The sequence below is a fragment of the Citrobacter sp. T1.2D-1 genome, from assembly GCF_950098555.1.
Lineage (GTDB): Bacteria > Pseudomonadota > Gammaproteobacteria > Enterobacterales > Enterobacteriaceae > Citrobacter_A > Citrobacter_A telavivensis.
In genome coordinates this window covers 467205-487597 of the sequence record NZ_CATNHH010000001.1, presented here as the reverse complement: position 1 = coordinate 487597, position 20393 = coordinate 467205, and the positions used below count along the sequence as shown (strand labels likewise).

At 57.8% G+C, this 20393-nt stretch carries 18 protein-coding genes; 12 read left to right on the top strand and 6 right to left on the bottom strand.

Translation table 11 applies throughout. The features are described 5' to 3' along the window. Positions 1-20 precede the first annotated feature (20 nt). Genes QQZ17_RS02265 through QQZ17_RS02240 form a run of 6 tightly spaced genes read right to left on the bottom strand, consistent with a single transcriptional unit; the run spans position 21 to position 7327 of the window. Positions 21-413: a DUF4280 domain-containing protein gene (locus tag QQZ17_RS02265; protein ID WP_152401914.1), complete on the bottom strand. Its 393-nt coding sequence runs from the start codon at positions 411-413 to the stop codon at positions 21-23. Next, positions 410-1330 (bottom strand): type VI secretion system protein TssA, encoded by a 921-nt coding sequence (gene tssA, locus QQZ17_RS02260; RefSeq protein ID WP_152401917.1) that lies wholly within the window; start codon positions 1328-1330, stop codon positions 410-412. The genes QQZ17_RS02265 and tssA overlap by 4 nt, the downstream gene beginning before the upstream one ends. After that, positions 1318-4881, bottom strand: a complete 3564-nt coding sequence (locus QQZ17_RS02255; RefSeq protein WP_152401919.1) for a type VI secretion system protein — start codon at positions 4879-4881, stop codon at positions 1318-1320. The genes tssA and QQZ17_RS02255 overlap by 13 nt, the downstream gene beginning before the upstream one ends. Then, on the bottom strand, positions 4878-5624 hold the full coding sequence (locus tag QQZ17_RS02250) for a DotU family type IV/VI secretion system protein (protein WP_152401921.1): 747 nt from the start codon (positions 5622-5624) through the stop codon (positions 4878-4880). The genes QQZ17_RS02255 and QQZ17_RS02250 overlap by 4 nt, the downstream gene beginning before the upstream one ends. Beyond that, positions 5608-6945: a type VI secretion system baseplate subunit TssK gene (gene tssK, locus QQZ17_RS02245; protein ID WP_152401923.1), complete on the bottom strand. Its 1338-nt coding sequence runs from the start codon at positions 6943-6945 to the stop codon at positions 5608-5610. Before tssK ends, QQZ17_RS02250 begins: the two co-directional genes overlap by 17 nt. Before the next feature lies 1 nt (position 6946). After that, positions 6947-7327, bottom strand: a complete 381-nt coding sequence (locus QQZ17_RS02240) for a T6SS protein Cts2N (protein ID WP_284554103.1) — start codon at positions 7325-7327, stop codon at positions 6947-6949. Between the two features lie 459 nt (positions 7328-7786). Between QQZ17_RS02240 and tssB the strand changes: the two genes are divergently transcribed. The 12 genes from tssB (at position 7787) to QQZ17_RS02180 (ending at position 19750) form a co-directional block, all read left to right on the top strand. After that, positions 7787-8299 (top strand): type VI secretion system contractile sheath small subunit, encoded by a 513-nt coding sequence (gene tssB, locus QQZ17_RS02235; RefSeq protein WP_152401927.1) that lies wholly within the window; start codon positions 7787-7789, stop codon positions 8297-8299. Positions 8300-8316: 17 nt separating this feature from the next. Then, positions 8317-9798, top strand: a complete 1482-nt coding sequence (gene tssC, locus QQZ17_RS02230; RefSeq protein WP_152401928.1) for a type VI secretion system contractile sheath large subunit — start codon at positions 8317-8319, stop codon at positions 9796-9798. 18 nt (positions 9799-9816) lie between these two features. Continuing rightward, a complete protein-coding gene (locus QQZ17_RS02225) occupies positions 9817-10302 on the top strand; it encodes an Hcp family type VI secretion system effector (protein WP_152401930.1) in 486 nt (161 codons plus the stop codon). Next, on the top strand, positions 10302-10682 hold the full coding sequence (tssE, locus tag QQZ17_RS02220) for a type VI secretion system baseplate subunit TssE (RefSeq protein WP_152401932.1): 381 nt from the start codon (positions 10302-10304) through the stop codon (positions 10680-10682). Before QQZ17_RS02225 ends, tssE begins: the two co-directional genes overlap by 1 nt. A gap of 18 nt (positions 10683-10700) precedes the next feature. Further along, complete coding sequence (tssF, locus tag QQZ17_RS02215) at positions 10701-12422, top strand: type VI secretion system baseplate subunit TssF (protein ID WP_152401934.1); 1722 nt, start codon at positions 10701-10703, stop codon at positions 12420-12422. Continuing rightward, positions 12386-13357, top strand: a complete 972-nt coding sequence (locus QQZ17_RS02210; protein WP_152401936.1) for a type VI secretion system baseplate subunit TssG — start codon at positions 12386-12388, stop codon at positions 13355-13357. Before tssF ends, QQZ17_RS02210 begins: the two co-directional genes overlap by 37 nt. Beyond that, complete coding sequence (gene tssH, locus QQZ17_RS02205) at positions 13290-15806, top strand: type VI secretion system ATPase TssH (RefSeq protein ID WP_152401937.1); 2517 nt, start codon at positions 13290-13292, stop codon at positions 15804-15806. Before QQZ17_RS02210 ends, tssH begins: the two co-directional genes overlap by 68 nt. A gap of 9 nt (positions 15807-15815) precedes the next feature. Then, positions 15816-16232 carry a hypothetical protein gene (locus tag QQZ17_RS02200; RefSeq protein WP_152401940.1) on the top strand — a complete coding sequence of 139 codons (417 nt, stop codon included), beginning with the start codon at positions 15816-15818 and terminating at the stop codon, positions 16230-16232. Between the two features lie 109 nt (positions 16233-16341). Beyond that, entirely contained in the window at positions 16342-16527 is a 186-nt protein-coding gene (locus QQZ17_RS02195) for a hypothetical protein (protein ID WP_152401942.1), read from the top strand. Between the two features lie 137 nt (positions 16528-16664). Then, the gene (locus QQZ17_RS02190; RefSeq protein ID WP_152401944.1) at positions 16665-18629 is read left to right on the top strand and encodes a type VI secretion system Vgr family protein; all 1965 of its coding nucleotides are present in this window, start codon (positions 16665-16667) and stop codon (positions 18627-18629) included. Further along, positions 18629-19150, top strand: coding sequence for a toxin-antitoxin system YwqK family antitoxin (locus QQZ17_RS02185; protein WP_152401946.1), 522 nt, complete (start codon positions 18629-18631; stop codon positions 19148-19150). The genes QQZ17_RS02190 and QQZ17_RS02185 overlap by 1 nt, the downstream gene beginning before the upstream one ends. Positions 19151-19330: 180 nt before the next feature. Then, positions 19331-19750 carry a hypothetical protein gene (locus QQZ17_RS02180; RefSeq protein ID WP_235922362.1) on the top strand — a complete coding sequence of 140 codons (420 nt, stop codon included), beginning with the start codon at positions 19331-19333 and terminating at the stop codon, positions 19748-19750. Positions 19751-20393 lie beyond the last annotated feature (643 nt).

Genomic DNA, 20393 nt, shown 5'->3' with positions numbered 1-20393 from the left:
GCACTTCGCCGTCCGCGTGTTTAACTCACCATCGTCGTCATCTGTCCCGGAAAACTGATTTGAATCACCCCGCCCCAGGCGCACATAAGTCTGGACTGCGCATTCAGTGCCGGAGCGTTGCCGACCATGATTGTTGGTGAACCGGGCGCCCACGGCGCAACGGTTGCGGGAATACACGGCATGGGGGTAAGCACGCCCAGCGCAGCAGCGGTGGCCGCCGCCACCGTAGGGTTAGCCAGGCTGCTGCACATGCCAAAGGGCAGAATATTAACGAACGGTCGGTTATCCATAATATTTGCCATCGGCAGGCTATTGACCAGCGTACGGTTGACGGGCAGGACGTTCAGCGTCGAAGGCGCAATGCCAAACGAGCACTGCATCATGGCCCCGGTACAAACGGCGGGACAACTCATGGTAGCACCCCCAGTTGCCGCCAGAGTCGGCGGGCGGATTCATCTCCGCTGATTAATTCCTGAAGTAGCTCCGGCAAGGGCGTGTGTCCCCAGGCCCAGGCGCGCTCAAGCAGATAAGGTACCGGACTGTGCGGCTCCGTTCGTTGCAGATAGCTGGCAACCTGGCGAAGCATCTGATAGGCCTCCTCGCGACTGGCGAAAGTGACGGGGGACGATATCGTCGGCGGTTCATTGACGGCCGCCGTCTGCGTGTTTTCAGGTGGTGCGCTGCCCAGCGCCTGTTGGCAGGTTTTGATCTTTTGTTCCAGCACGCGAAAGGAGGGCGCGGACGCTTCCGGCCAGTGCTGGCAGACCGCGTTCAGGCGCTGCAGCCAGTGCAGACTGGCCTCCAGCGCTTCGGCGACAGGGCGGCTGGCCTCGCTGAACGGTGGGCTGGGATGATGACCCTGCTGCCACTGGCCGAGCGTGATGCTTTCGCCGTTGACCGCAAACAGCGGGGCATTGGCAACCAGCATGGCATAATGCTGTGCCACCCAGCTAAGCGGTGCGGCGCGATAATCATAATCCCCGTCTCTGATCTGCGGATGCAACTCGCCCGGGTAATGTTCCAGCGCCAGCGTCAGCAGCGCCAGCGCGCGCGGCAGGGCCGACACTCCGTGCAGGCGAATCCAGGCATCGCCAAGCCAGGCCATCACCACCAGATCTTTACTTCGTGTGGTGGTCAGGTGGCTGGCCAGTCTGGCGACCTCCTCCCAGTCGGCGCGCCGTGGTGCGCTCTGCCAGACGCCGGCGGGCAATGACTCATCGTCCTCCTGGCGCGCGCTGACCAACCGATCGAACTCGGGCGAATAGCGGATGGACTCCCCACAGGGGCTGTCCGGACTAATGGGAATAAGTAACGCGTCTATCTGTTCCATTGATGTTCTCCCGAAAATCCCTGTTCAGTCAGGATGACCCAGGGCAGCGGTGCATTGTCTTGCGCATTCAGTAACGCAAACTGGATATTGACGGTTGTACGCGAGCGCTGTTGTCCGTCGCTCACGGGCAGTGAAAAACGAAGCGGCACAGGCTGCGCCAGTGCGCCGCCGATGCGCTGCTGGTCTGTCATACGCAGCAGCGCCCATGCCCCTTGCCAGCGCCAGCGTGCGGTGTCGCCCGCCACGCTCAGGCCGACGACGGCGGTATCCGGTACGGGACGCCACGCAGAATTTGCCGCCCAGCGCAGGCTGAACGTCAGATTATCGCCGCTGCGCCAGTGCAGATCGGCGCTGGTGCCGCCGGGCCAGATCAGGGTCTGCTGATTACCGCTTAACCGCCAGTCGACGATTTGCTCCGCACCGGCTTCCTGATTGCGCTGCGTCCGCCAGTTCACCCGTACCACCACACCGTCTGGCGAGACCAGTGCGGAAAGCAACGGCTGTGCGGCGGCTAACTGGCGAATCAGCGCGGGTTGGTCTGCGAGCGTTTCCGGCGGCAGTTTCACCAGCAGCGACACCAGTTCGCGAACCCGATCCACATCCGCATCCGGGGCATGGGGTAACGCCGTGAAAGGGAAACGCCCGGCAAGCCAGTTGTTATACAACGTGAAGATGTTTTGCACCACGCCGATGCTGCCCTGCTGGCGCAGTTGCTGACAGTTTTGCGCCGAGGCGCTGAGCAGCGCGTTCAGCGAGGCGCTGTAAAAATCCTGCTGACCCGCTGCATGAAACGAGGCCAGTTCGCTCTGACAATTTTGGACGGTTAATGTGGGTAACGTTGCGGCGAGGGTTTGCAGTTGCGCCGGTGCGCTGGTGGGATCCTGCTGTTGCAGACGCATTAACGTCTCCTGCGAACTGACCCAGCGGGCGATTTGCTGATTTTGCGCGGCGGTCAGCCACGGACGCTGCGTGCTGAGCCATTCTATCGGTTGCTGGTAGCGGGTGAGCGTCGCGGAAATTTGCTCCGTCTGGGCGGCGACCCAGCCCATCACCTGCTGTCCGCTCGCCTGTGCCTGCTCCGGCGTCGCCGTGTTGACCGACGGCGGGCGGATGCCGGGCAGACGTGCGCCGCCTTCATCATTGACCCGCGCAATGATCTGTGCGGCAACCTGCTGGCGCAGCGCGCTGGCGAGGGCCGGGCGATTGATCTGCGTCAGCGCCGCGATGACGCGATCGGCGTTTTCCGTGTTGAGCTCTCGCGCCGGTGCGGTGCCAGGAACGCCGCGGTAGAGCGTCTGACGAATGGCGCGCTCGACGGCATTCTGCGCCAGTTCATTGAGCCGGGGTCGCCAGAGGCTGTCGGGGAGCTGTTCACTATACCGCTGATAGCCGGCAAACAGCGTTGCAGCCTGCTGAATCTGTGGATCGCCGGGATAGCCTAAGCTCTCAGGAGGCGGCTGCCCCGCGCCTCGCTGCCAGAACGGTTGATTCAGCAGATCGCGTAAACTTTTTTGCAGCGCCAGAATGTCGGGGGAAACATGGAATTCGCCCTCTGTGGATTGCGCGGTCAGCGTGGAAAAATGCAGTAGAGAGCGATCAATCTGAGCCACCAACCGCTGACGCAGTTGTTCCTCATCGTTAAGTAGATTATGAATGGCCGTCCGGTCGAGCAGGCGCCGCGCCTGCGTCTGGGTCTGCAAGGTGTTCAGAGCAAGCCGTGCAGGGGAGTGCGCCGCGTCCTGACTGAGACTATTGAGCGTGGTCAGGGCGTTCTGCAGCCGACTTATCTGCCGCATCAGCAGGCGTACGAAATCCGCGTTAATCTCTTCGTTACTGCTGAATGTCAGCAGCAGCTCGTCGAGTTGCCTGGCATAGATTTCCAGGCTGGCGTTATCGTAGATTTGCGCCAGCCAGCGCCGGGTCTCGCGGGTAAACTGTTCGCTGTTGCGCTGGGTCAGTTCGCTGGCATCGGGCAGGTTCATCTGGCTAACGGGGAGTGTGGCGAGCATCTCATTAAGCTCAGATGTGGCGGGCAGGGCAGCGACTTCCACGTTAACCCCCCAGACGGTTGAAGAGACCTCGGCCAGCGTCTGCACCGTGGGGCGTTTGACCTGTGTCAGTTGCAGCAACGGCAGATACTGGGTCTCCATCTGCTTCGTCTGCTCGAGTAAAAACAGGATCTGCCGGTAACGCTCTTCCGCCAGCAGATCGTCCCGCTCGCGCAGGCCATCGCCGCGCGTTGCGCTCTGATGTTGCAGGCAGATGCTGTTCATCGCCGGCACCAGCAGGCTGCGCAGCGTTGCATCATGAAAGGTGGTGCTCAGTTTGCTGTCAGTCCGGCTGAACAGCGATCCTGGCCAGATGAGCGAGCGAAAATGCCACTGCGGGACATCATTCACCATCCGCCAGTACCGCGTGGCAGAACGTTCACCTGGCGTATCGCTGGGGGCAATTTGCGTCGCGAGACTCTGCAACTGGTTATGCAGCAACAGGGCGTTGGTATGCTGAGACGGCCAGCGCCAGAGCATCACCGCCAGCCAGACGACGCACAGCGCGCTGTAGCCCGCGAGGACAATAAAATGGCGGCGCAGATTAAGCCGCAGCAGGCGACGTACCGGCAGCGCCAGCCCTCGTTCCGCGGTGATTTTGTCATGCAGAAGCGTCTGACAGAACGCCATCTGCGGCTTTTCGTCCACCACGTGATGTGCGACAAACCAGATCCCACGCAGTAGCGGCGGTTCATCGCGGGCATTGCTGCTCAGAAGCCCATCGAAACTGGCGTGAAGCGCCGTCGCCAGCGACGGAAAAAACTCCGGCAGACGAAACAGCGATGCTGGCGTACTACCACTGAGCGCGCCAAGTTCAGTGACCGCCTGGCGCAGTGAGAAGCGGGTGTTCTCCAACGCATCGTCAATCCACTGTGGTTTCCAGACGGCTTCCCGGGGACAAGAAATCGCGCTCCCGATGGCGCTTCCCTGAGCCAGGGACGGGAGCTGGCGCAGCAGCGTCCGCACGCCGTCCTGCGCCTCCATACCGCTGATTAACAGATAAACAGGCAGGCTGAGGCCGCACACCTGCTGGATCTGCTGGCAGCGTTCTGACAGATAAGCGTATGCATCACTCTCTAAATCCGCGAGCGGAAGCGTCAGGATCAGCGCATCCAGCGGGCGCTGAGGGCGACTTTTCACCAGTGCCGCCATCATCTTTTGCCAGTCGTTCTGCCGGATAAGCCGTTTTTTCCCCGTGGTTTGCAGCGAATGCGGCACGCAGAGCAGGCTGCACTGTGCATCAAACCACCACTGCCCGAACCAGGACTCCGCGCCGTCGGTTAATGACCAGGTGCGGCACAGCAGACGGTTGTCCTCCTCGTTGCCCAGCATCAGGATCCGGGTGCTGTCGTAAGGATCCTGTCCGCCATTGGCGCGCTGGATCTCCTTTTGCGCGCGGATAAAGGTGTCGTTACGATATTGCCATTGCCACCAGACGCACCACAGCGTGATCGCCAGCAGCACCAGCACGAGGATCGTAAGCGACAGCCACGGCTGCGTCATGGCGTCTCCTCCGGGCAAAGTTGCGTCGCGGAAAAGTTCGGTAGCGTATTCACGCCAATGGCCTCTTCGAGGCCCAGCCACAGATGTTGGCTGAGCAATAACAGCGCCAGCAGCACGATCAGCGCGACCAGATGCAGACGAGAGTGATCGGGCAGACGGCGGCGGGGAGGCAGTTGCAGTGGTGCCCCCAGCGAGTCGGCATTCAGGCGTGCGGCAATGTCATCGGCCCGGGGATCCTGCTGAAAAGCAAAATGCCACAGTAACCGACAGGTCTCCTGATGCGTGGTTTCATTGAAATCGTCGCGGTTGATGCCAAAGCCCAGCGTCAGGCAGCGTAAATAGAGTGCGGCGACATCGCGCTGGCCCGGTTGACGTTCGCTGAGCAGGGTTTGAATACGCTGCGGTAACGCATCCCCCGCGCGATGCGTTTGCCAGAGGTGGTATTCCAGCGGGCACGCCTGCCACTGGAGGTGCGCTGGCCATGACGTGTAGAGCACCGTCTCATCAATCAGCGCGACCAGCGCATACACGGCGGCATCGATCTGCGCCTGAAACGGACTCCCTAACACCCGGTTCAACCGCTGCGTGTAGTCCGCGACGACCTGATTACTCCAGTCGAACGCCTGTTGATACAGCATTTCCGGTGCCAGCGTGCTGGTTTTCCAGTGTTCAAATTGCGCCAGCCAGCGGGTAAAAACCGTATCAAACAGACGGCTTGCGGGCATGTCAGCCGCCATCGGCATGATGTTGCGCCTCCTGCCGATAAAGCATGATCCGCTCAGGTCTGACGCTGGTCTCATGCAGCGGGGCGATGACCAGTAGGGCGTCGTGCTCAAACCATTGCGTGGTGAGCGTAAGGGTAAACAGCGCGATGGTGCTGTCGGTTTCCCACTCCGTCCGCTGTTGTGCCGCAAGCGGTACGACGGACATGCCGTGCATGCGCTGGCGGCGTAAGATCGGCAGAAACGGCTGGCAGGCAATCAGTGACGCCTGTAGCCAGTCGACTGCCGACAGCGGGCTACCGTCGGGCATCAGGATACCTATCACCACCTGCTCACCCGCGCGTGTCCCGCCAGGCAGCGTCAGGGAGAAGTCGTCCTCCCCGGCAGTAAAATTCAGCCGCAGTCGACGGCGATGGATATGTGCCAGTTGCGTGCGCAGCAGCGTAAACAGCGCGGTAAATCCTGGCTGCATATTTTCGTAGTCGAAACCGGGAAGCCAGGGCAAGGGTTTATCCTGAGTCAGGACAGCGGTCTGACCGCAGAATAAACACAGTGTGCGAAACAGATCCGCCGGATGGGTCTTTCCGCTGTTTACCAGACATTCCAGCAGCGGCAGCACTCCCTGAATACTTTGCAGGCAAAGCGTCAGCCAGAGCCAGTTGTGGGTATTGTCGTTCTGCCTGGCAAGTTGCGCTTCACGGCTGAGAAACAGGATCTTCTCTCTGGCCAGCAGACAAAGTTCACGAGCCTGTTGGCAGAGCGTACTGCCCTCGATCACCTGAGGCGACGGGGGAAGCCAGTCGTTGCGGCGAAATCCCCCTTCGGTATAGACCACCTGAATCAGCGGCAGGCAGAGGAGATCGGCGCGTTCATGCAGACTGACCAGACGCGGTGCCGGCTGCCAGCTGGCAATGGATTCGGGAAACTCTCCGCTGGTTAAATCGGGCAGCGGTGCGCTGGTGACGGAACGAAAGCGGGTGGTAAACGGCTGCCACTGACCACCGCGGTTTGCCGACGGCAGCGCCAGCCAGAGCGTGTGTTCGCTGTCAGCGGCAGCCGGAAGCAGGCGAGTGCAGTCAAATTCCAGCGGCGGATCGCGTTGGATATCGTAGTCAATGGGTAAGCCATCGGGCATGATCGCCGTCAGGCGTAAGAGTCGCAGAGTACCGGCGCAAAGCGCGGCATCGTCAATCTCCAGATGGTTCACGCCCCAGAACCACGGGTTAGCATGACCGGCAAGCGCGGCGGCGAGGGCGTCATGGCGCAGCGACTGCAACTGGAAATGCTGCGGCAGCATCGCCATCCCTTCATACCAGCAGACCATTGCCGGAATTGTCGTCATATTACTTTCCTTGTTCAGGAGCCAGTACCGCCTCGTCCGCCATCAGTTGCAGATGCAGGGCGGTGGTTTTGTCCAGTCGCAGGCGGTGCTCGCCTTCGCTGCGATAGCGGGCAAACAGCAGCGTGGCTTCTGCAGGAGCGCCGCTCAGCGGATTGTCATCAGCGGTAAAGCGGGAGCCGGGAACCAGTTCCAGAGACCACACGTGCAAACCGCCAGGGTAATCGCGCTGTAGTTGCGCTCTGGCGTTAAACCACTGCGTTGCCGAAAGCGTCTGCACCACAGGCACAAGTGAGGCATCGGCAATGGCGACAATATCCACGGCGACAGGGGTGTTATCATTCGCTTCCGCGACGGTATCGATGACCACCGTCTTTAATTCCACCTGATTTGACCAGAATGAACAGCCATTATTAAGCAATGCTAAACAAGTAATAAATATTATTCGGGCCAAATGGCATCTGCCGTTAGTCATATAAATTCCTTTTATATCCCCGTTAAGAAAATAATTAATGGTGAGGTTTGTTTAGTTGATTTAAATCATTATTCGGCGTTAATCATTAAATAAACAGGTGAAAATAGGGTGTGCCCGTAGAGTGAATATACCGTATGGAATATTCACTCTATCATCTACTTTTCAGTATCTTATTGAATAATGAATCTTTTGTTCTTTGCATGTGATATTGATCAACCAGGAAGATTCTCATCCAGAAAACAAAAATTGGTTGATATTTATTTTCCATTGTGTTTTTTATAATGGCGATTGATTATTCTGAAATAACGTTTTCAAATAAAGGTGCACGCAAGATTGCACTCGGGATTTTTATTGCGAAAAGGACAAGTTATGGCAGAGAGTATTCAACATAAACTCAGTCGTATTAGACCACCGCGGGTGCAAATTACCTATGACGTGGAAACGGGTGGAGCAATAGAAAAAAAGGAATTGCCTCTTGTTGTCGGTATTTTAGCCGATTTATCCGGCCAGCCGGCGACCCCACCTGAAAAGCTACGTGACCGGCGGTTTGTCGATATCGATCGTGATAACTTTGATGATGTGCTCGCGTCGATCGCCCCCCGCCTGGCGCTCCAGGTGGAGAATCGGCTGGCGAATGATGACAGCAAATTCAACATCGAGCTTCATTTCAAAACCATCGACGATTTCTCTCCTCTCAACATTATCGATCAAGTGAAACCCCTTCAGCGCCTGTTTCTTGCTCGTCAGCGCCTGCGCGATCTGCTGACCAAACTGGATGGCAACGACGATCTGGATGCCCTGCTCCAGCAGGTGGTCAATGACAATGCTGAACTTCAGGCGTTGCGGCCAACAACCGAAGGCAAGCCGGCAGAAAACGCCTAACCGAAGAGGAACGAACAATGGAAACGGTTCAGGAACAGGCTGAAACGGGCGGGCAAACGGTCACGCTGAGCGTATTGGATCGCATCATTCAGGAAGGGCGCATGGCGCGCGATGAGCTGCAGCAGACCTACGCGCGCGACATGCTGGAAGAGCTGGCAACGCAGATCCTTGATGAAGGCATGACGGTGGAAAGCGACACCGTCGCCATGATCAACCACCGTATCGCACAAATTGACGCGCTCATTAGCGCTCAGCTTAATGAGGTGCTGCACCATCCGGATATGCAGCGGCTGGAGGCGTCCTGGCGTGGGCTTCATCAGTTTGTGATGAACACCGAAACCAGTTCCCGACTCAAGCTGCGCCTGCTTAACGTCTCGCGTAAAGCGCTGCAAAACGATCTCGAAAAAGCGGTGGAGTTCGATCAAAGCACGTTGTTCAAAAAGCTGTATGAAGATGAATACGGCACCTTTGGCGGCAACCCCTATAGCGTGCTGGTCGGCGATTATGAATTTGGTCGCCATCCGCAGGATGTGGCGCTGCTGGAGAAAATTTCGCAGGTCGCGGCGGTGGCTCATGCCCCCTTTATTGCCGCAGCCAGCCCACGTCTGTTTGATATGGGATCGTTCGCTGAGCTTGGCGTGCCGCGCAGTCTGGCGAAGATCTTCGAAAGTGCTGAGCTGATCAAATGGCGGGCATTCCGTGAAAGCGATGAGTCCCGCTATGTGACGCTGGTTTTACCCCATGTATTACAGCGCCTGCCCTATGGCCCGGATACCGTACCCGTGGAAGGCGTCAACTTCGTTGAGGACGTCAACGGCCTGGATGCCAGTAAGTACCTGTGGGGTAATGCGGCGTGGAAGCTGGCAAACCGGATCACCGATGCCTTTGCGTTGTACGGCTGGTGCGCGGCGATTCGCGGAGCGGAAGGCGGCGGGCTGGTGGAAGATCTTCCGGCGCATACCTTCAGCACGCCTTCCGGCGACATCAGTTTGCGCTGCCCGACGGAGATTGCCATTACCGATCGCCGCGAGAAAGAGTTGAACGATCTGGGGTTTGTTGCCCTGTGCCACAAAAAGAACAGCAACTCGGGCGCATTTTTTGGCGGGCAAACCACTAATCAGGCACGGATCTACAACACGCCGGAAGCGAATGCCAACGCGCGCATTTCCGCGATGCTGCCTTACATCCTTGCCGCCTCCCGCTTTGCCCACTATCTCAAGGTCATTATGCGCGACAAAGTCGGCAGTTTTATGAGCCGCGACGAGGTGGAAAGCTATCTCAATAACTGGATTGCCGACTACGTTCTGCTGCGCGACAGCGCGCCGCAGGAGATCAAAGCCCGCTACCCGCTGCGTGAAGCGCGGGTTGACGTCAGCGACGTTCCCGGTAAGCCGGGAGTTTATCGCGCCGTCGTTTTTCTGCGCCCGCATTTCCAACTGGAAGAGTTGACGACCTCAATTCGTCTGGTTGCTGAGCTGCCGCCACCGGCAGTCGCCTGATTAATAAGGAGATAAATCATGGATGCTATTTTTTTAAAACTGGACGATATCAAGGGTGAAAGTCAGGCAGATGGCTTTAAAGATCAGATTGAGATCATGTCCTTCAGCCACAACGTGGCGATGCAGGTGACCAACGATGTCAGTAACACCGAGCGTACCTCCGGGCGCGCGCACGTAGGGGAGATGTCGCTAACCAAGTTTGTCGATCTCGCCACCCCGGTGCTCAACGAATACTGCTGTAGCGGCAAAATGATTAAAGAAGCAAAGCTGACGCTGTGCCGCAATGATGACGGCAAAATGCTGCCTTTTATCGTCTACACCCTGAGCAATGTCATCATTTCTCACCTGAGCGTAAGCGGCGGGGACGGTGGAAAACCGGTCGAAACGATGTCGCTGAATTTCACCAAAATCAAATGGGAAATTACCGCGCAGAAATCGGAGGGGACCCAGCAGGGAACCAGTTCTTCGGTCTGGGATATGACGATGAATAAGAAAGGGAGCTAATGATGAGCTCCTCCATACCGGTTGCGCTACTCGACAGGCTGGCGGATGAGGCTATCTCACCACGCGAGTCGGTCTACCGGGAACTGCGCAGGTTGTTCAACACCCGCGCGCCGAAAGACGCCGCGTCGCTCCCCGCGCTGCTCGCCTGGGGCGTTCCCGAATGGCACGGCATCAATGCGGATGATGATCGGGTGCTCGACTGGTTTTGTCGCCAGCTCAGACGCACGATTTTGCATCTTGAACCCCGCATTAAAGCGTTGACGGTGAGTGTCAAAGAGGCGCGCCACACCACGCTGGCGCTCCATCTGGAAGCGCAACTGTGGGATGACGATGCGCTGCTGGCGCTGGATCTGGCGTATCAAAATGGTCGTTGGCGGTAAAGCCAACAGGAGAGAACGATGGACGACAGGTTGCTGGAGGATTATTTGCAGGAACTCCGGTGGTTGCGTGCCGCCAGCGGTGAATTTTCCCGCCAGCATCCGAAGATCGCCGCCCGCCTGCGTTTAAGCGAATTTGACTGTCCCGACCCGCACGTCGAGCGGCTGCTGGAAGGGTTCGCGCTGCAAAGCGCGCGCCTGAACCAGCGGCTGGACGAAGGGTTTAGCGAACTGAGTGAATCGCTTCTGGAACTGCTCACCCCGCATCTGCTGCGCCCCTATCCCTCATTTGCCACCGCCCGTTTTACGCCCGATCCGCTGGCAGGCGATCTGACGCAGGGCTACACGCTGCCCGCCGGTACGCCGCTGTACGCGCTGACGGCAGAGGGCGAAACGGTCTGGTGGCGTACCGCATTGCAGCATACGCTGTGGCCGGTCGCGATCGATGACCTCACCTGGCTCGACGCGAGTGCGGCTCGTCAGGCATGTGGGCTAAGCCAGGCGCGGGGCGCATTGTCGCTTCGGCTTCGTTGTTTACCACCCTATAAGTTTTCCACGCTGACGATGCGCACGTTGCGCATTTACCTGGGGGGTTCTGCGCAGGTTAACGCCGCGCTTTTCGACCTGCTCTATGCCCACACGATAGGCCCACTGCGCCCGCAGCCGGTAGGGCTCGAAAATGCGGAGCACCTGTTGGCGAGCGAGCCGGGCGTCGAGTCGAGCGGGCTGGCGTTGAGCGCCTGGATGCACTGCCCGCAGGCGCTGATGTATTTCGATTTGCCGATCCCGCAGACCCCGCACGGCGACACGATGACGCTCTGCATTCCTTTTCGTCGCGCCCCGGACACGGCGCTGAATCTGACTCGGGACGATGTGCGTCTCAACTGCGTACCGGTGGCGAATCTGTTTACGCGAACCTCGGAACCGCTGCCCGTCGGGCACACGCACAGCGAATACCGGCTGGTCGCCGATCTCTACGACAAAGAGATGCAAATCTACCGCATTGTTCAACTGTGGATGAGCCGACGCGATGAAGCCTGGCCGGTGCCGCCCTATTACGGCGCGCAACAGCATGCTGATGCTCGATGGTTCTGGCATGCGCGGCGACATTATCGGCAGGAGAACGATCTCTGGCTGACGCTGGTGGACAGCCGTTTTGATCCCTTTGCCGCCGATGAAGCGTCCACGCTGACGGCAACGCTTCTGTGTACCAACGGTGAGTGTGCGTCGTCGCTGATGGCCGGAACCCCTCTGGCCTTTGAGTTTCCGGGGCCGATAGCGCAGGCGTGCTTGCTGGGCACGCCGACGAGTCCGGGTCAGTCCGTAAGGCAGCGGAACGCACGCTGGAAGTTGGTTTCCTCGCTGGTGCTCAATCATGTGTCGTTGACCGAAGGCGACGAGGCGCTGGCGTCACTGAAAGAGATGCTCTCTCTGTATGCCTCTTCGGGGGAATCGGCGGCGGTCTGGCAGCAAATCGACGGCATCCGTGCGATGCGCTGCGAACGGGCCAGCGAACATTCTGGTCGTGATGCTTGGCGTGGCTGGCGTAACGGTATTCGGGTCACGCTGACGCTGGATCCTCAGGCGTTCACCGCCAGCAGTCGCCTGCTTTTTGCCGCGATCATCGCCCGTTTTCTGGCGCGTAACGCCACGGCAAACTGCTTTGTACATACCGTGTTGCAGGATGACAGCGAGGAGATCCCGCTATGGCGCGATACCGATCCCAGCCTGCCGATAGTGTGATAGCGCAGCTTCGGCGCGAACCCTGGCGCTTTTCGCTGGAGCAGTGCGTCCGGTTGCTCGAACTGAGCGGCGTGTCGCCTGAACTGCGCGGTGAGCTGGGGCTGACCTTTGCCCCGGCGGAGATTGGCCGTTTGCAGGGGGCGCGCGTAGAAGTGCGAAGCCTCGGCCTGGGCGGAGCGGACGGCGTTTTACCCTACGAGGAACTGGAGGCGCTGCCACAGGCGGCACAGGATTTCCTCAACCTGTTTGAGCAGCGGATGATTGAACACGACTGCCGAAGCCGAAGCGTATATCGGCTGGCGACGCCTTATGCCCGACGAGAGCAGGCGGCAGGCGGCGAACTCATGCAGGCGCTATGTGGATTTTTGACCACGGCGCGTCCGGCGCAGGTGCCGTTATCGCTGATCCAAAGCGGTCTGTTGGCAAACCGCAGGCGCGGTGCCGCAGGATTTGTCGCACTGGCGGCGGCGATGATGAACATCAGCGTGTCGGTGGAAGCGTTTGTGGGGCGCTGGCAGGGATTACCCGCCGATGCGCAGAGCCGCACCGGCTGTCGGCTGGGGCGCAACAGCGTGGCGGGCCGCCACGCCTGGCATCAACACGCGGGCATCCGGCTCCATCTGATCGTCAGCAGTGCCGCGCAATGGCGCACATTTTTACCCGGTGGCGAAGGCTTCACCACGCTGAGCCTGGCCGGACGCCTCTGGTTTGGCGCGGCGATTTCGCTGGAGCTGGTCATGCGCGGGACGTTGACGCTTGACACGCATCTGTCCCGCGCGCGGCCTCCGCGCCTGGGGCGTACTGCACAGCTACAGGGGCGCAAAGCGTCGCCGTGCTGCTGTCGTCTGTTTTTCAGGGAGGATGAACATGGATTTAAACGCGTTGGTACAACGACTGAACCCGAATTGCTTTCGCGCGCTGGAACTGGCGGCTGAACGGAGCCGGGGACAGGGACACTGGTTTGTTGAACCCGAACATTTGTTGTTAGCTCTGCTGGATGAGGAACAGGGCGATCTGGCCTGTTGCCTCAGCGAGGCGGCGATCCCTGCGGACAGGCTGCGTGAAGAGATTCAGCGCACCCAGGCGCAGTTTAAAACCGGCTGTACGCGCATGCCGGTCTTTTCCGTCCAGCTAGTGGAACTGCTGGAAGGGGCGATTCTGCTGGCGACCTTCCAGCGTCTTGCACAGGTGCGTTCGGCGTTACTGTTGCTGGCATTGCTGACCCGCGAACGGCTGCGTAGCCAACTGGCACAGGGGATGCCGTTGTTGCTCGGCATTCAGGCCATGACGCTGGAAAATCAGTGGCGGAACTGGTGCCGACTTTCCGTGGAGGAACAAAACGGGCCGCAGTCTGATGATCGCCCTGACCATGAAAGCGGCGTACTGGAGCAATTTACCCACGACCTGACCCGCGATGCGCGCGAGGGACGGATCGACCCGATCATCGGTCGCGATAGCGAGATCCGCCAGTGTATCGACATTCTGCTACGTCGTCGGCAGAACAACCCGATTCTGGTTGGTGCGCCTGGCGTCGGGAAAACGGCCGTCGCCGAAGGGCTGGCGCGACGCATCGCTGAAGGCAGCGTGCCGCCGCCGCTGCGCGACGTGTCGCTGCTGGCGCTCGATCTTGGCCTGTTGCAGGCCGGCGCGGGCGTAAAGGGCGAATTTGAGCAGCGGCTGAAAGGCGTGATCGACGCGGTCAAAAAATCCTCTCAGCCGATTATTTTGTTTATCGACGAAGCCCATACGCTGATTGGCGCGGGTGGCGCCGAGGGCGGCAGCGACGCCGCCAACCTGCTGAAACCGGCACTGGCGCGCGGTGAGCTGCGAACTCTCGCGGCGACCACCTGGCAGGAGTACAAAAAATATTTCGAGAAGGATCCGGCGCTGGACCGGCGCTTTCAGCGTATCCAGATTGAAGAACCGGACGAGCATCGCGCGGTGGTGATGCTGCGGGCGGTCGCCGATAAGCTGGAAGCGCATCACGGCGTGCAGATCCTCGACAGTGCAATCCACGAAGCGGTGCGCCTGTCGCAGCGCTACATCTCCGGACGACAGCTGCCGGACAAAGCCATCAGCGTACTCGACACGGCCTGCGCACGCGTGGCGCTGGCGCAGCATGACGTACCGCCTGCGCTCGAAGAGATCCGCCAACAACGGGCGGCCATTGAGGAAGAGGGGCAACGGCTGAATCGCGAGCTGCTGATGGGCGTTGATCATCACGACCGGCTGTGCGAGCTGGAGGCGCAGGCGGAGAAACTCCAGATTCAGGCGCGGGAAGTGGAAGGGCGCTGGCAGGATGAGCGCCAGCGGGTCGGCGAGCTGCTCTCCGCCCGTCAGCGGATGCTGAATCTTAGCGAACGACTCGATGAGGATGACGAAGAACTGGAGCAACAGTTGGTGGAATGCGCGGCGCTGATTGGCAAGCTGGAAACCGCCGCCGCGCAGCTGCGCGAGGAAGTACCGCTGGTGGCCGATTGCGTAGACGCCGCCACCGTCGCCGCCGTGATTAGCGGCTGGACGGGGATCCCGCTCGGGCAGATGCTGACCGATGAAGCCCACGCCCTGCGTACGCTGGTTGAGCGGATGAGCGAACGGGTGATGGGACAACAGGCGGCGCTGGAAACCATCGTCCAGCGCCTGCGCGCGTATCGCAGCGGCCTGACCGACCCGCAGAAGCCGGTCGGCGTGTTCCTGCTGGTGGGGCCAACCGGCGTCGGCAAAACCGAAACCGCGTATGCGCTGGCCGATGCCCTGTACGGCGGTGAACGTAACCTCATCACCATTAATCTTTCCGAGTATCAGGAAGCGCACACCGTCAGCCAGCTCAAAGGCGCACCGCCGGGTTACGTCGGCTACGGCAGCGGTGGGGCATTAACCGAAGCCGTGCGCCGTCGCCCCTATTCGGTGGTGCTGCTCGACGAAATCGAAAAGGCGCACCCGGACGTGCTGGAGGCGTTCTATAACGTTTTCGATAAAGGCGTGATGGAGGACGGCACCGGGCTGATTGTCGATTTTAAAAATACGGTGATGCTGGCAACCAGCAATATCGGGGCGGAACTGATTCTGGAGACGCCGCTTTCTGAATTAAATAGCGAGTGGTTTAACGGGGAATTACGGGAGACGCTACTACGTCACTTTCGTCCGGCGTTTTTAGCAAGGATGACCACGGTGGCCTATCGCTCGCTGGATGAAGAGATATTAAAAGGGATTGTGCTGACGAAGCTGGAGAAATTAGCGCAGCGGTATTTAGTGGCGACCGGGGAGCGGTTAAATATGGATGAGGGGTTAATTGCGCGCGTTATGGAGAAATGCCAGGGCGCAGGAGCCAGGGATGTGGAAAACCTGGTGGTAGGGGAAGTGATGGGGATATCTTTTCAGTAAGGATAACGAATGTTGATAAATGATTTTTGTGCATGCGTTGAGGCATGGCGAGCGTCAAAAGCGGGGCAAATTGCACTCCTGGACTCTGCGGGCAATGGCTGGGAAACGTGGGCTCAAAGCGAGATTTGGTTATATTGCATCACCAATCCACTGTTTGTGGTTCACAGAGAAAAACCGGCTTATGGTGCAGCTCACCTCGATACCCGACGGGTAGATTTTGTGGTTACAGGTAAAATTCCGTTTATGAGGCCAACAGGAATCAGTACCGTTGAGCAGATATTTGTGGAATTAAAATGCGGCGCATATGCAACGCCTGCGGCTATCCATGCAGATATCACTAAGTTTAGCAGTTTTTATTATTACTCCACCTTTTCAAGGTATGTCATGTCCATTACCCACGCCGGAGTGGCCTATTACTCTGTGTGAATGACCGCATCAGCCTTATCCGGCCTACAACGGTCGCAAATTCTGTAGGCTCGATAAGCGCAGCGCCATCGGGCATTACATACCCTACAAACAGAAAAGGAATTTCCCGATGCAAGACACCGCCCTCATCAAACTCACCGCCCCGGTCCTTACCGCCACTCTCGCGCAAACCGACTCCCGGATTAACGAAGTGACAACCGCTACAGTCGAGCAAACAGAAGACACCGAACTGAACCGCATTGCCGACGAGAACGAAGGTAGAAAGCGAGTAAAGGTGTCTTTAAACGATCTGTAATTACGTTATTTTGGATGCAGAACTGCCGGATGGCGGCTTCGCCTTATCCGGCCTACAACGGCTGAAAATCCTGTAGGCCCGATAAGCGAAGCGCCACCGGGCATTACATACCCTACAAACAGAAAAGGACTTTCTCTATGCCAGACACCACCCTCATCACACTCACCGCCCCGGCGTTTACCGGCCTGACCGCCGCGACCGTTAATACTGAATCTCAACTTAACGGACTGACCACCGCCACGGTTACCGTCACCACCTCTGCGCCGTTAACGCTTGATACCGCGCTGGCGACCCATCTTACTGCCACAGTCAACAACGCCGACTATGACGGGCTGATTGCGGAGATTCACCAGCTGCCCGCGACGCGTAACGCCGACTGCTATCAGTTTGTGCTGCGTCCCTGGCTGTGGTGGCTGACGCTTTCCAGCCATAATCGCGTCTTTCAGAACCTCAGCGCGCAGGAAATTGTCGAGAAGGTGTTTAAGGACGGCGGCTTTACTGACTACACATTTCAGCTCAAGGCCAAACCGGCAAAGCGCGAGTACTGCCTGCAATACAACGAGAGCGACTTTAACTTTGTATCGCGACTGCTGGAACAGGAGGGGATCTTCTGGTTCTTCACCCATGTCGCGGGCAAGCACACGCTGGTGCTGGCGGATGACAACAGCGCGTTTCCGTCCATCCCCGGCGAGAAAAAGGTGAAGTATCTGGCGGCGCAGAGCGGTGAGCGGGAAGCCGGGGCGATTCGTTCGGCGGCGCTGCGCGTGCAAGCTACCGCGCAAGGATTTCAGACCAGCGATTTCAACTACGAGCAGCCGAAGGCCGCGCTCTTTTCGCAGGCGGGTGAGAAGAAAGGCGGGGTGCATTATCAGCATCCAGGGCGGTTTAGCGTCAAAGTCGACGGTGACGCGCTGGCGGCGTGGAAGGTTAACGCCCTGACGTCGCAGGCGAAGCAACTGGTCGGCGAAAGCGACTGCGCGACGTTAACCGCGGGCCACTGGTTCACCCTGACCGATCATGATGATAAGACACTGAATACCGACTGGCTGGTCACCGCCGTCACCCACGACTACGACGGTGAGCACTACCGAAACCGCTTTACTGCCATCCCGAAAGCCACGCTCTATCGACCGCAAAGCAGCACGCCGAAACCGTTTATGCACACGCAAACGGCAACGGTGGTCGGCAAGCAGGGAGAGGAGATCTGGACCGATAAACTCGGCAGGGTAAAAGTGCAGTTTGCGTGGGATCGGGAAGGCAAACGTGATGAAACCAGCTCCTGCTGGCTGCGGGTGGTGACTGCCTGGAGCGGCAACGGCTTCGGTACACAGTTTATCCCCCGCGTCGGCCAGGAGGTCGTGGTGAGCTTTATCGACGGCGAGCCGGACAAACCGCTCGTCACCGGCTGCGTCTATAACGGCGTCAACGCGCTGCCCTATCCGCTTCCGGCGAATCAGACCCAGTCCGGCGTTAAAACGCAAAGCAAAGCAGGCTTTAACGAACTGCGTTTCGACGACAAAAAGGATGCCGAACTGCTGGCGATGCAGGCGCAAAAGGATTTCCAGCTTACCGTGCTGAACGACAGTAACACGACAGTCGGCCACGATGACATTCAGAGCGTGAAAAACGACCGTACACGCACCGTTGAAGAAGGCAATGAAACCGTCACGCTGAAGAAGGGCAACCGGGTGGTCAACATTGAAAAGGGTAGCGATACGCTGACGGTCAAAGATAAGCGTAGCGTGACGGTGAAAGGCGATCAGGAACACGCGGTGGACGGCAATGAGACGCACAAGGTCAAAGGCGACTACACGCTGAACGTCGACGGCAATCTGACGATTAAGGTCAGCGGTACGCTCACGCTGGAAAGCGGTAAAACGTTGACGGTGAAGAGCGGGGCGGATCTGAAAGCCAGTGCGGCTGCGAGCCTGAATCTTGACGCTACCAGTATTGCCAGCGAAGCGAAGAGTTCGCTCACCCAGAAAGCCGCAACGATAAGCCAGGAGGCGAAAGCCACGCTGACCAGCAAAGCCAGCGCGATGCAGACCCTGGAGGGCGGCGGAATGCTGACGCTCAAGGGCGGGTTAGTGAAGATCAACTAATGAGCGAGCGACTGGACTATCAGCAGGACACCACCCGGCTACAGGCTGGCCTGACGGACGGCCAGCTCAGTGGCGAGATGCGTATTGAGGAGCATGGGCGTCGGCTGATGGCGATGCACTATCAGCAGGGCGTTTTGCACGGCGTCACCGAAAGCTGGTACCCCAACGGTCAACTGGCAATGCAGCAGGAATATCATCACGGCAGGTTGCAGGGCGTGGCGCGCTACTTCAGCGAAGAGGGCGTGTTGATCCGTGAGGAGCACTGGCGGGAAGGGCAATTGCACGGCGAGTGCCGCTGCTTTTATCCGTCCGGGCAGATGCAGATGCGTGAACAGTGGCAGGACGGCCTGCGTCATCAACAGAGTGAACAGTTCTATCCCGATGGGGCCTGTGCCATGCGACAACAGTATGTCCTCGGTCGCCTGGCCCACGAACCCGAGCGCTGGCTACCGGATGGCCGTGCCATCAATGCGTGGGGGCAACCCCAGTCGCGGTTCAGTAAATGGACGGAGCATCTGTAGGCGCGATCGCGGCAGGTCAATGAAAGGTATGAAACTGCACGCGCTGACTACGACTTTCCTGTTATGGAGCGCGGGCACAGAGTTCATAAAAATTAGTGTTACTTCCCTCCGGTTCGTCATCGTTTTACACGAGCGGCTTTCTGTACCTGCATAACGGTGTTTGCGCAAAGGTGATGATGTATGGTTGATCGAATGTACGTTCCGCCACTGGCTTCACGACGGGTGAAGCGAACCCAAATTCGCTCACGCGACAAATGGGTTGAAACGGATCTGTTTGTTGAGCAGGGGGTCAGGTATTTTTTTCGTGTGACCGGTAAGTGGTGCGATATGAACCATTGCTGCGACGCGAATGGTTATACCGCCGACTATCTTAATTTTGCCCGAATCTGGCTGCGTTGCCGCCACGAACCTGCGACCTGGTTTACCTTAATTGGCACTATCGATAAATCAACCGATACCATGTTTGTGATTGGTGACGGTGCCCGACTAAATAACGGCTGGATTGCGCCTCGCAGCGGTGAGTTAGTGGTCTTTGCGAATGATATTTCGGGGATGTACTGGAATAACTTTGGTTCGGTAGTGCTGGAAGTCTGGCGATGAAAAATGTAAGCGCATCGGAGGGTATCAATATGAAAGCTATTTAAGAAAATAAAATATTCTCCTGCTTATTATATTTTACAGAGAATGACGGGAGTTTGTTAAGATGTGCCGAAATCGTGAAATTGTGATTGACCTTTTATTTAAAGCAGTGACCGTTATTTTTTCTTTGTTTTTATTTGGTGAACCAATTGTTTATTAATTGATCTTTTATTGTTTTTTATTTGTACTAATACCCATGCTATTTTTGTGCTATTAGTCACGCTTATTGCTCGTTTTTGCCTCTTAAAAACACATCTGTGCCTTTTTTTTGTACAGATTGTGCGATTTCAAAGTGTTTAAGATATTTTGTTTGTTTCTTAACTTATTGTTTTAATTGTTAATTATTGGCAATGCTAACATCTGGAAATCATTTAAGATGAATTAAGCTTTTTTTTCTTTCCACTCCTCGTCGTAATACTCAGAATATTCCCTATCCAGTGATGTCCGCATTCCTGATAACGCTTACTGCGAATACCCGGGTAAGTGTCATTTTTAGGCTCTGCGAAAGGAAAAGAAAGCACGCTAATAATAGCGTTTTCTAAACAGGTCAACTCTGGAATATATATATCATTATCAGTGTGAGCGTGATTGTCGCTCAGGATGG

What these genes read in the sequence shown, in the direction of transcription:
- QQZ17_RS02265 (WP_152401914.1), bottom strand. Translation starts at nt 413, where the DNA reads ATGAGTTGTCCCGCCGTTTGTACCGGGGCCATGATGCAGTGCTCGTTT.
- tssB (WP_152401927.1), top strand. Translation starts at nt 7,787, where the DNA reads ATGGCAGAGAGTATTCAACATAAACTCAGTCGTATTAGACCACCGCGG.
- QQZ17_RS02255 (WP_152401919.1), bottom strand. Translation starts at nt 4,881, where the DNA reads ATGACGCAGCCGTGGCTGTCGCTTACGATCCTCGTGCTGGTGCTGCTG.
- QQZ17_RS02210 (WP_152401936.1), top strand. Translation starts at nt 12,386, where the DNA reads ATGGCGCGATACCGATCCCAGCCTGCCGATAGTGTGATAGCGCAGCTT.
- QQZ17_RS02250 (WP_152401921.1), bottom strand. Translation starts at nt 5,624, where the DNA reads ATGCCGATGGCGGCTGACATGCCCGCAAGCCGTCTGTTTGATACGGTT.
- QQZ17_RS02185 (WP_152401946.1), top strand. Translation starts at nt 18,629, where the DNA reads ATGAGCGAGCGACTGGACTATCAGCAGGACACCACCCGGCTACAGGCT.
- tssF (WP_152401934.1), top strand. Translation starts at nt 10,701, where the DNA reads ATGGACGACAGGTTGCTGGAGGATTATTTGCAGGAACTCCGGTGGTTG.
- tssC (WP_152401928.1), top strand. Translation starts at nt 8,317, where the DNA reads ATGGAAACGGTTCAGGAACAGGCTGAAACGGGCGGGCAAACGGTCACG.
- QQZ17_RS02225 (WP_152401930.1), top strand. Translation starts at nt 9,817, where the DNA reads ATGGATGCTATTTTTTTAAAACTGGACGATATCAAGGGTGAAAGTCAG.
- QQZ17_RS02190 (WP_152401944.1), top strand. Translation starts at nt 16,665, where the DNA reads ATGCCAGACACCACCCTCATCACACTCACCGCCCCGGCGTTTACCGGC.
- QQZ17_RS02180 (WP_235922362.1), top strand. Translation starts at nt 19,331, where the DNA reads ATGGTTGATCGAATGTACGTTCCGCCACTGGCTTCACGACGGGTGAAG.
- tssK (WP_152401923.1), bottom strand. Translation starts at nt 6,945, where the DNA reads ATGACGACAATTCCGGCAATGGTCTGCTGGTATGAAGGGATGGCGATG.
- tssH (WP_152401937.1), top strand. Translation starts at nt 13,290, where the DNA reads ATGGATTTAAACGCGTTGGTACAACGACTGAACCCGAATTGCTTTCGC.
- QQZ17_RS02195 (WP_152401942.1), top strand. Translation starts at nt 16,342, where the DNA reads ATGCAAGACACCGCCCTCATCAAACTCACCGCCCCGGTCCTTACCGCC.
- tssA (WP_152401917.1), bottom strand. Translation starts at nt 1,330, where the DNA reads ATGGAACAGATAGACGCGTTACTTATTCCCATTAGTCCGGACAGCCCC.
- QQZ17_RS02200 (WP_152401940.1), top strand. Translation starts at nt 15,816, where the DNA reads ATGTTGATAAATGATTTTTGTGCATGCGTTGAGGCATGGCGAGCGTCA.
- tssE (WP_152401932.1), top strand. Translation starts at nt 10,302, where the DNA reads ATGATGAGCTCCTCCATACCGGTTGCGCTACTCGACAGGCTGGCGGAT.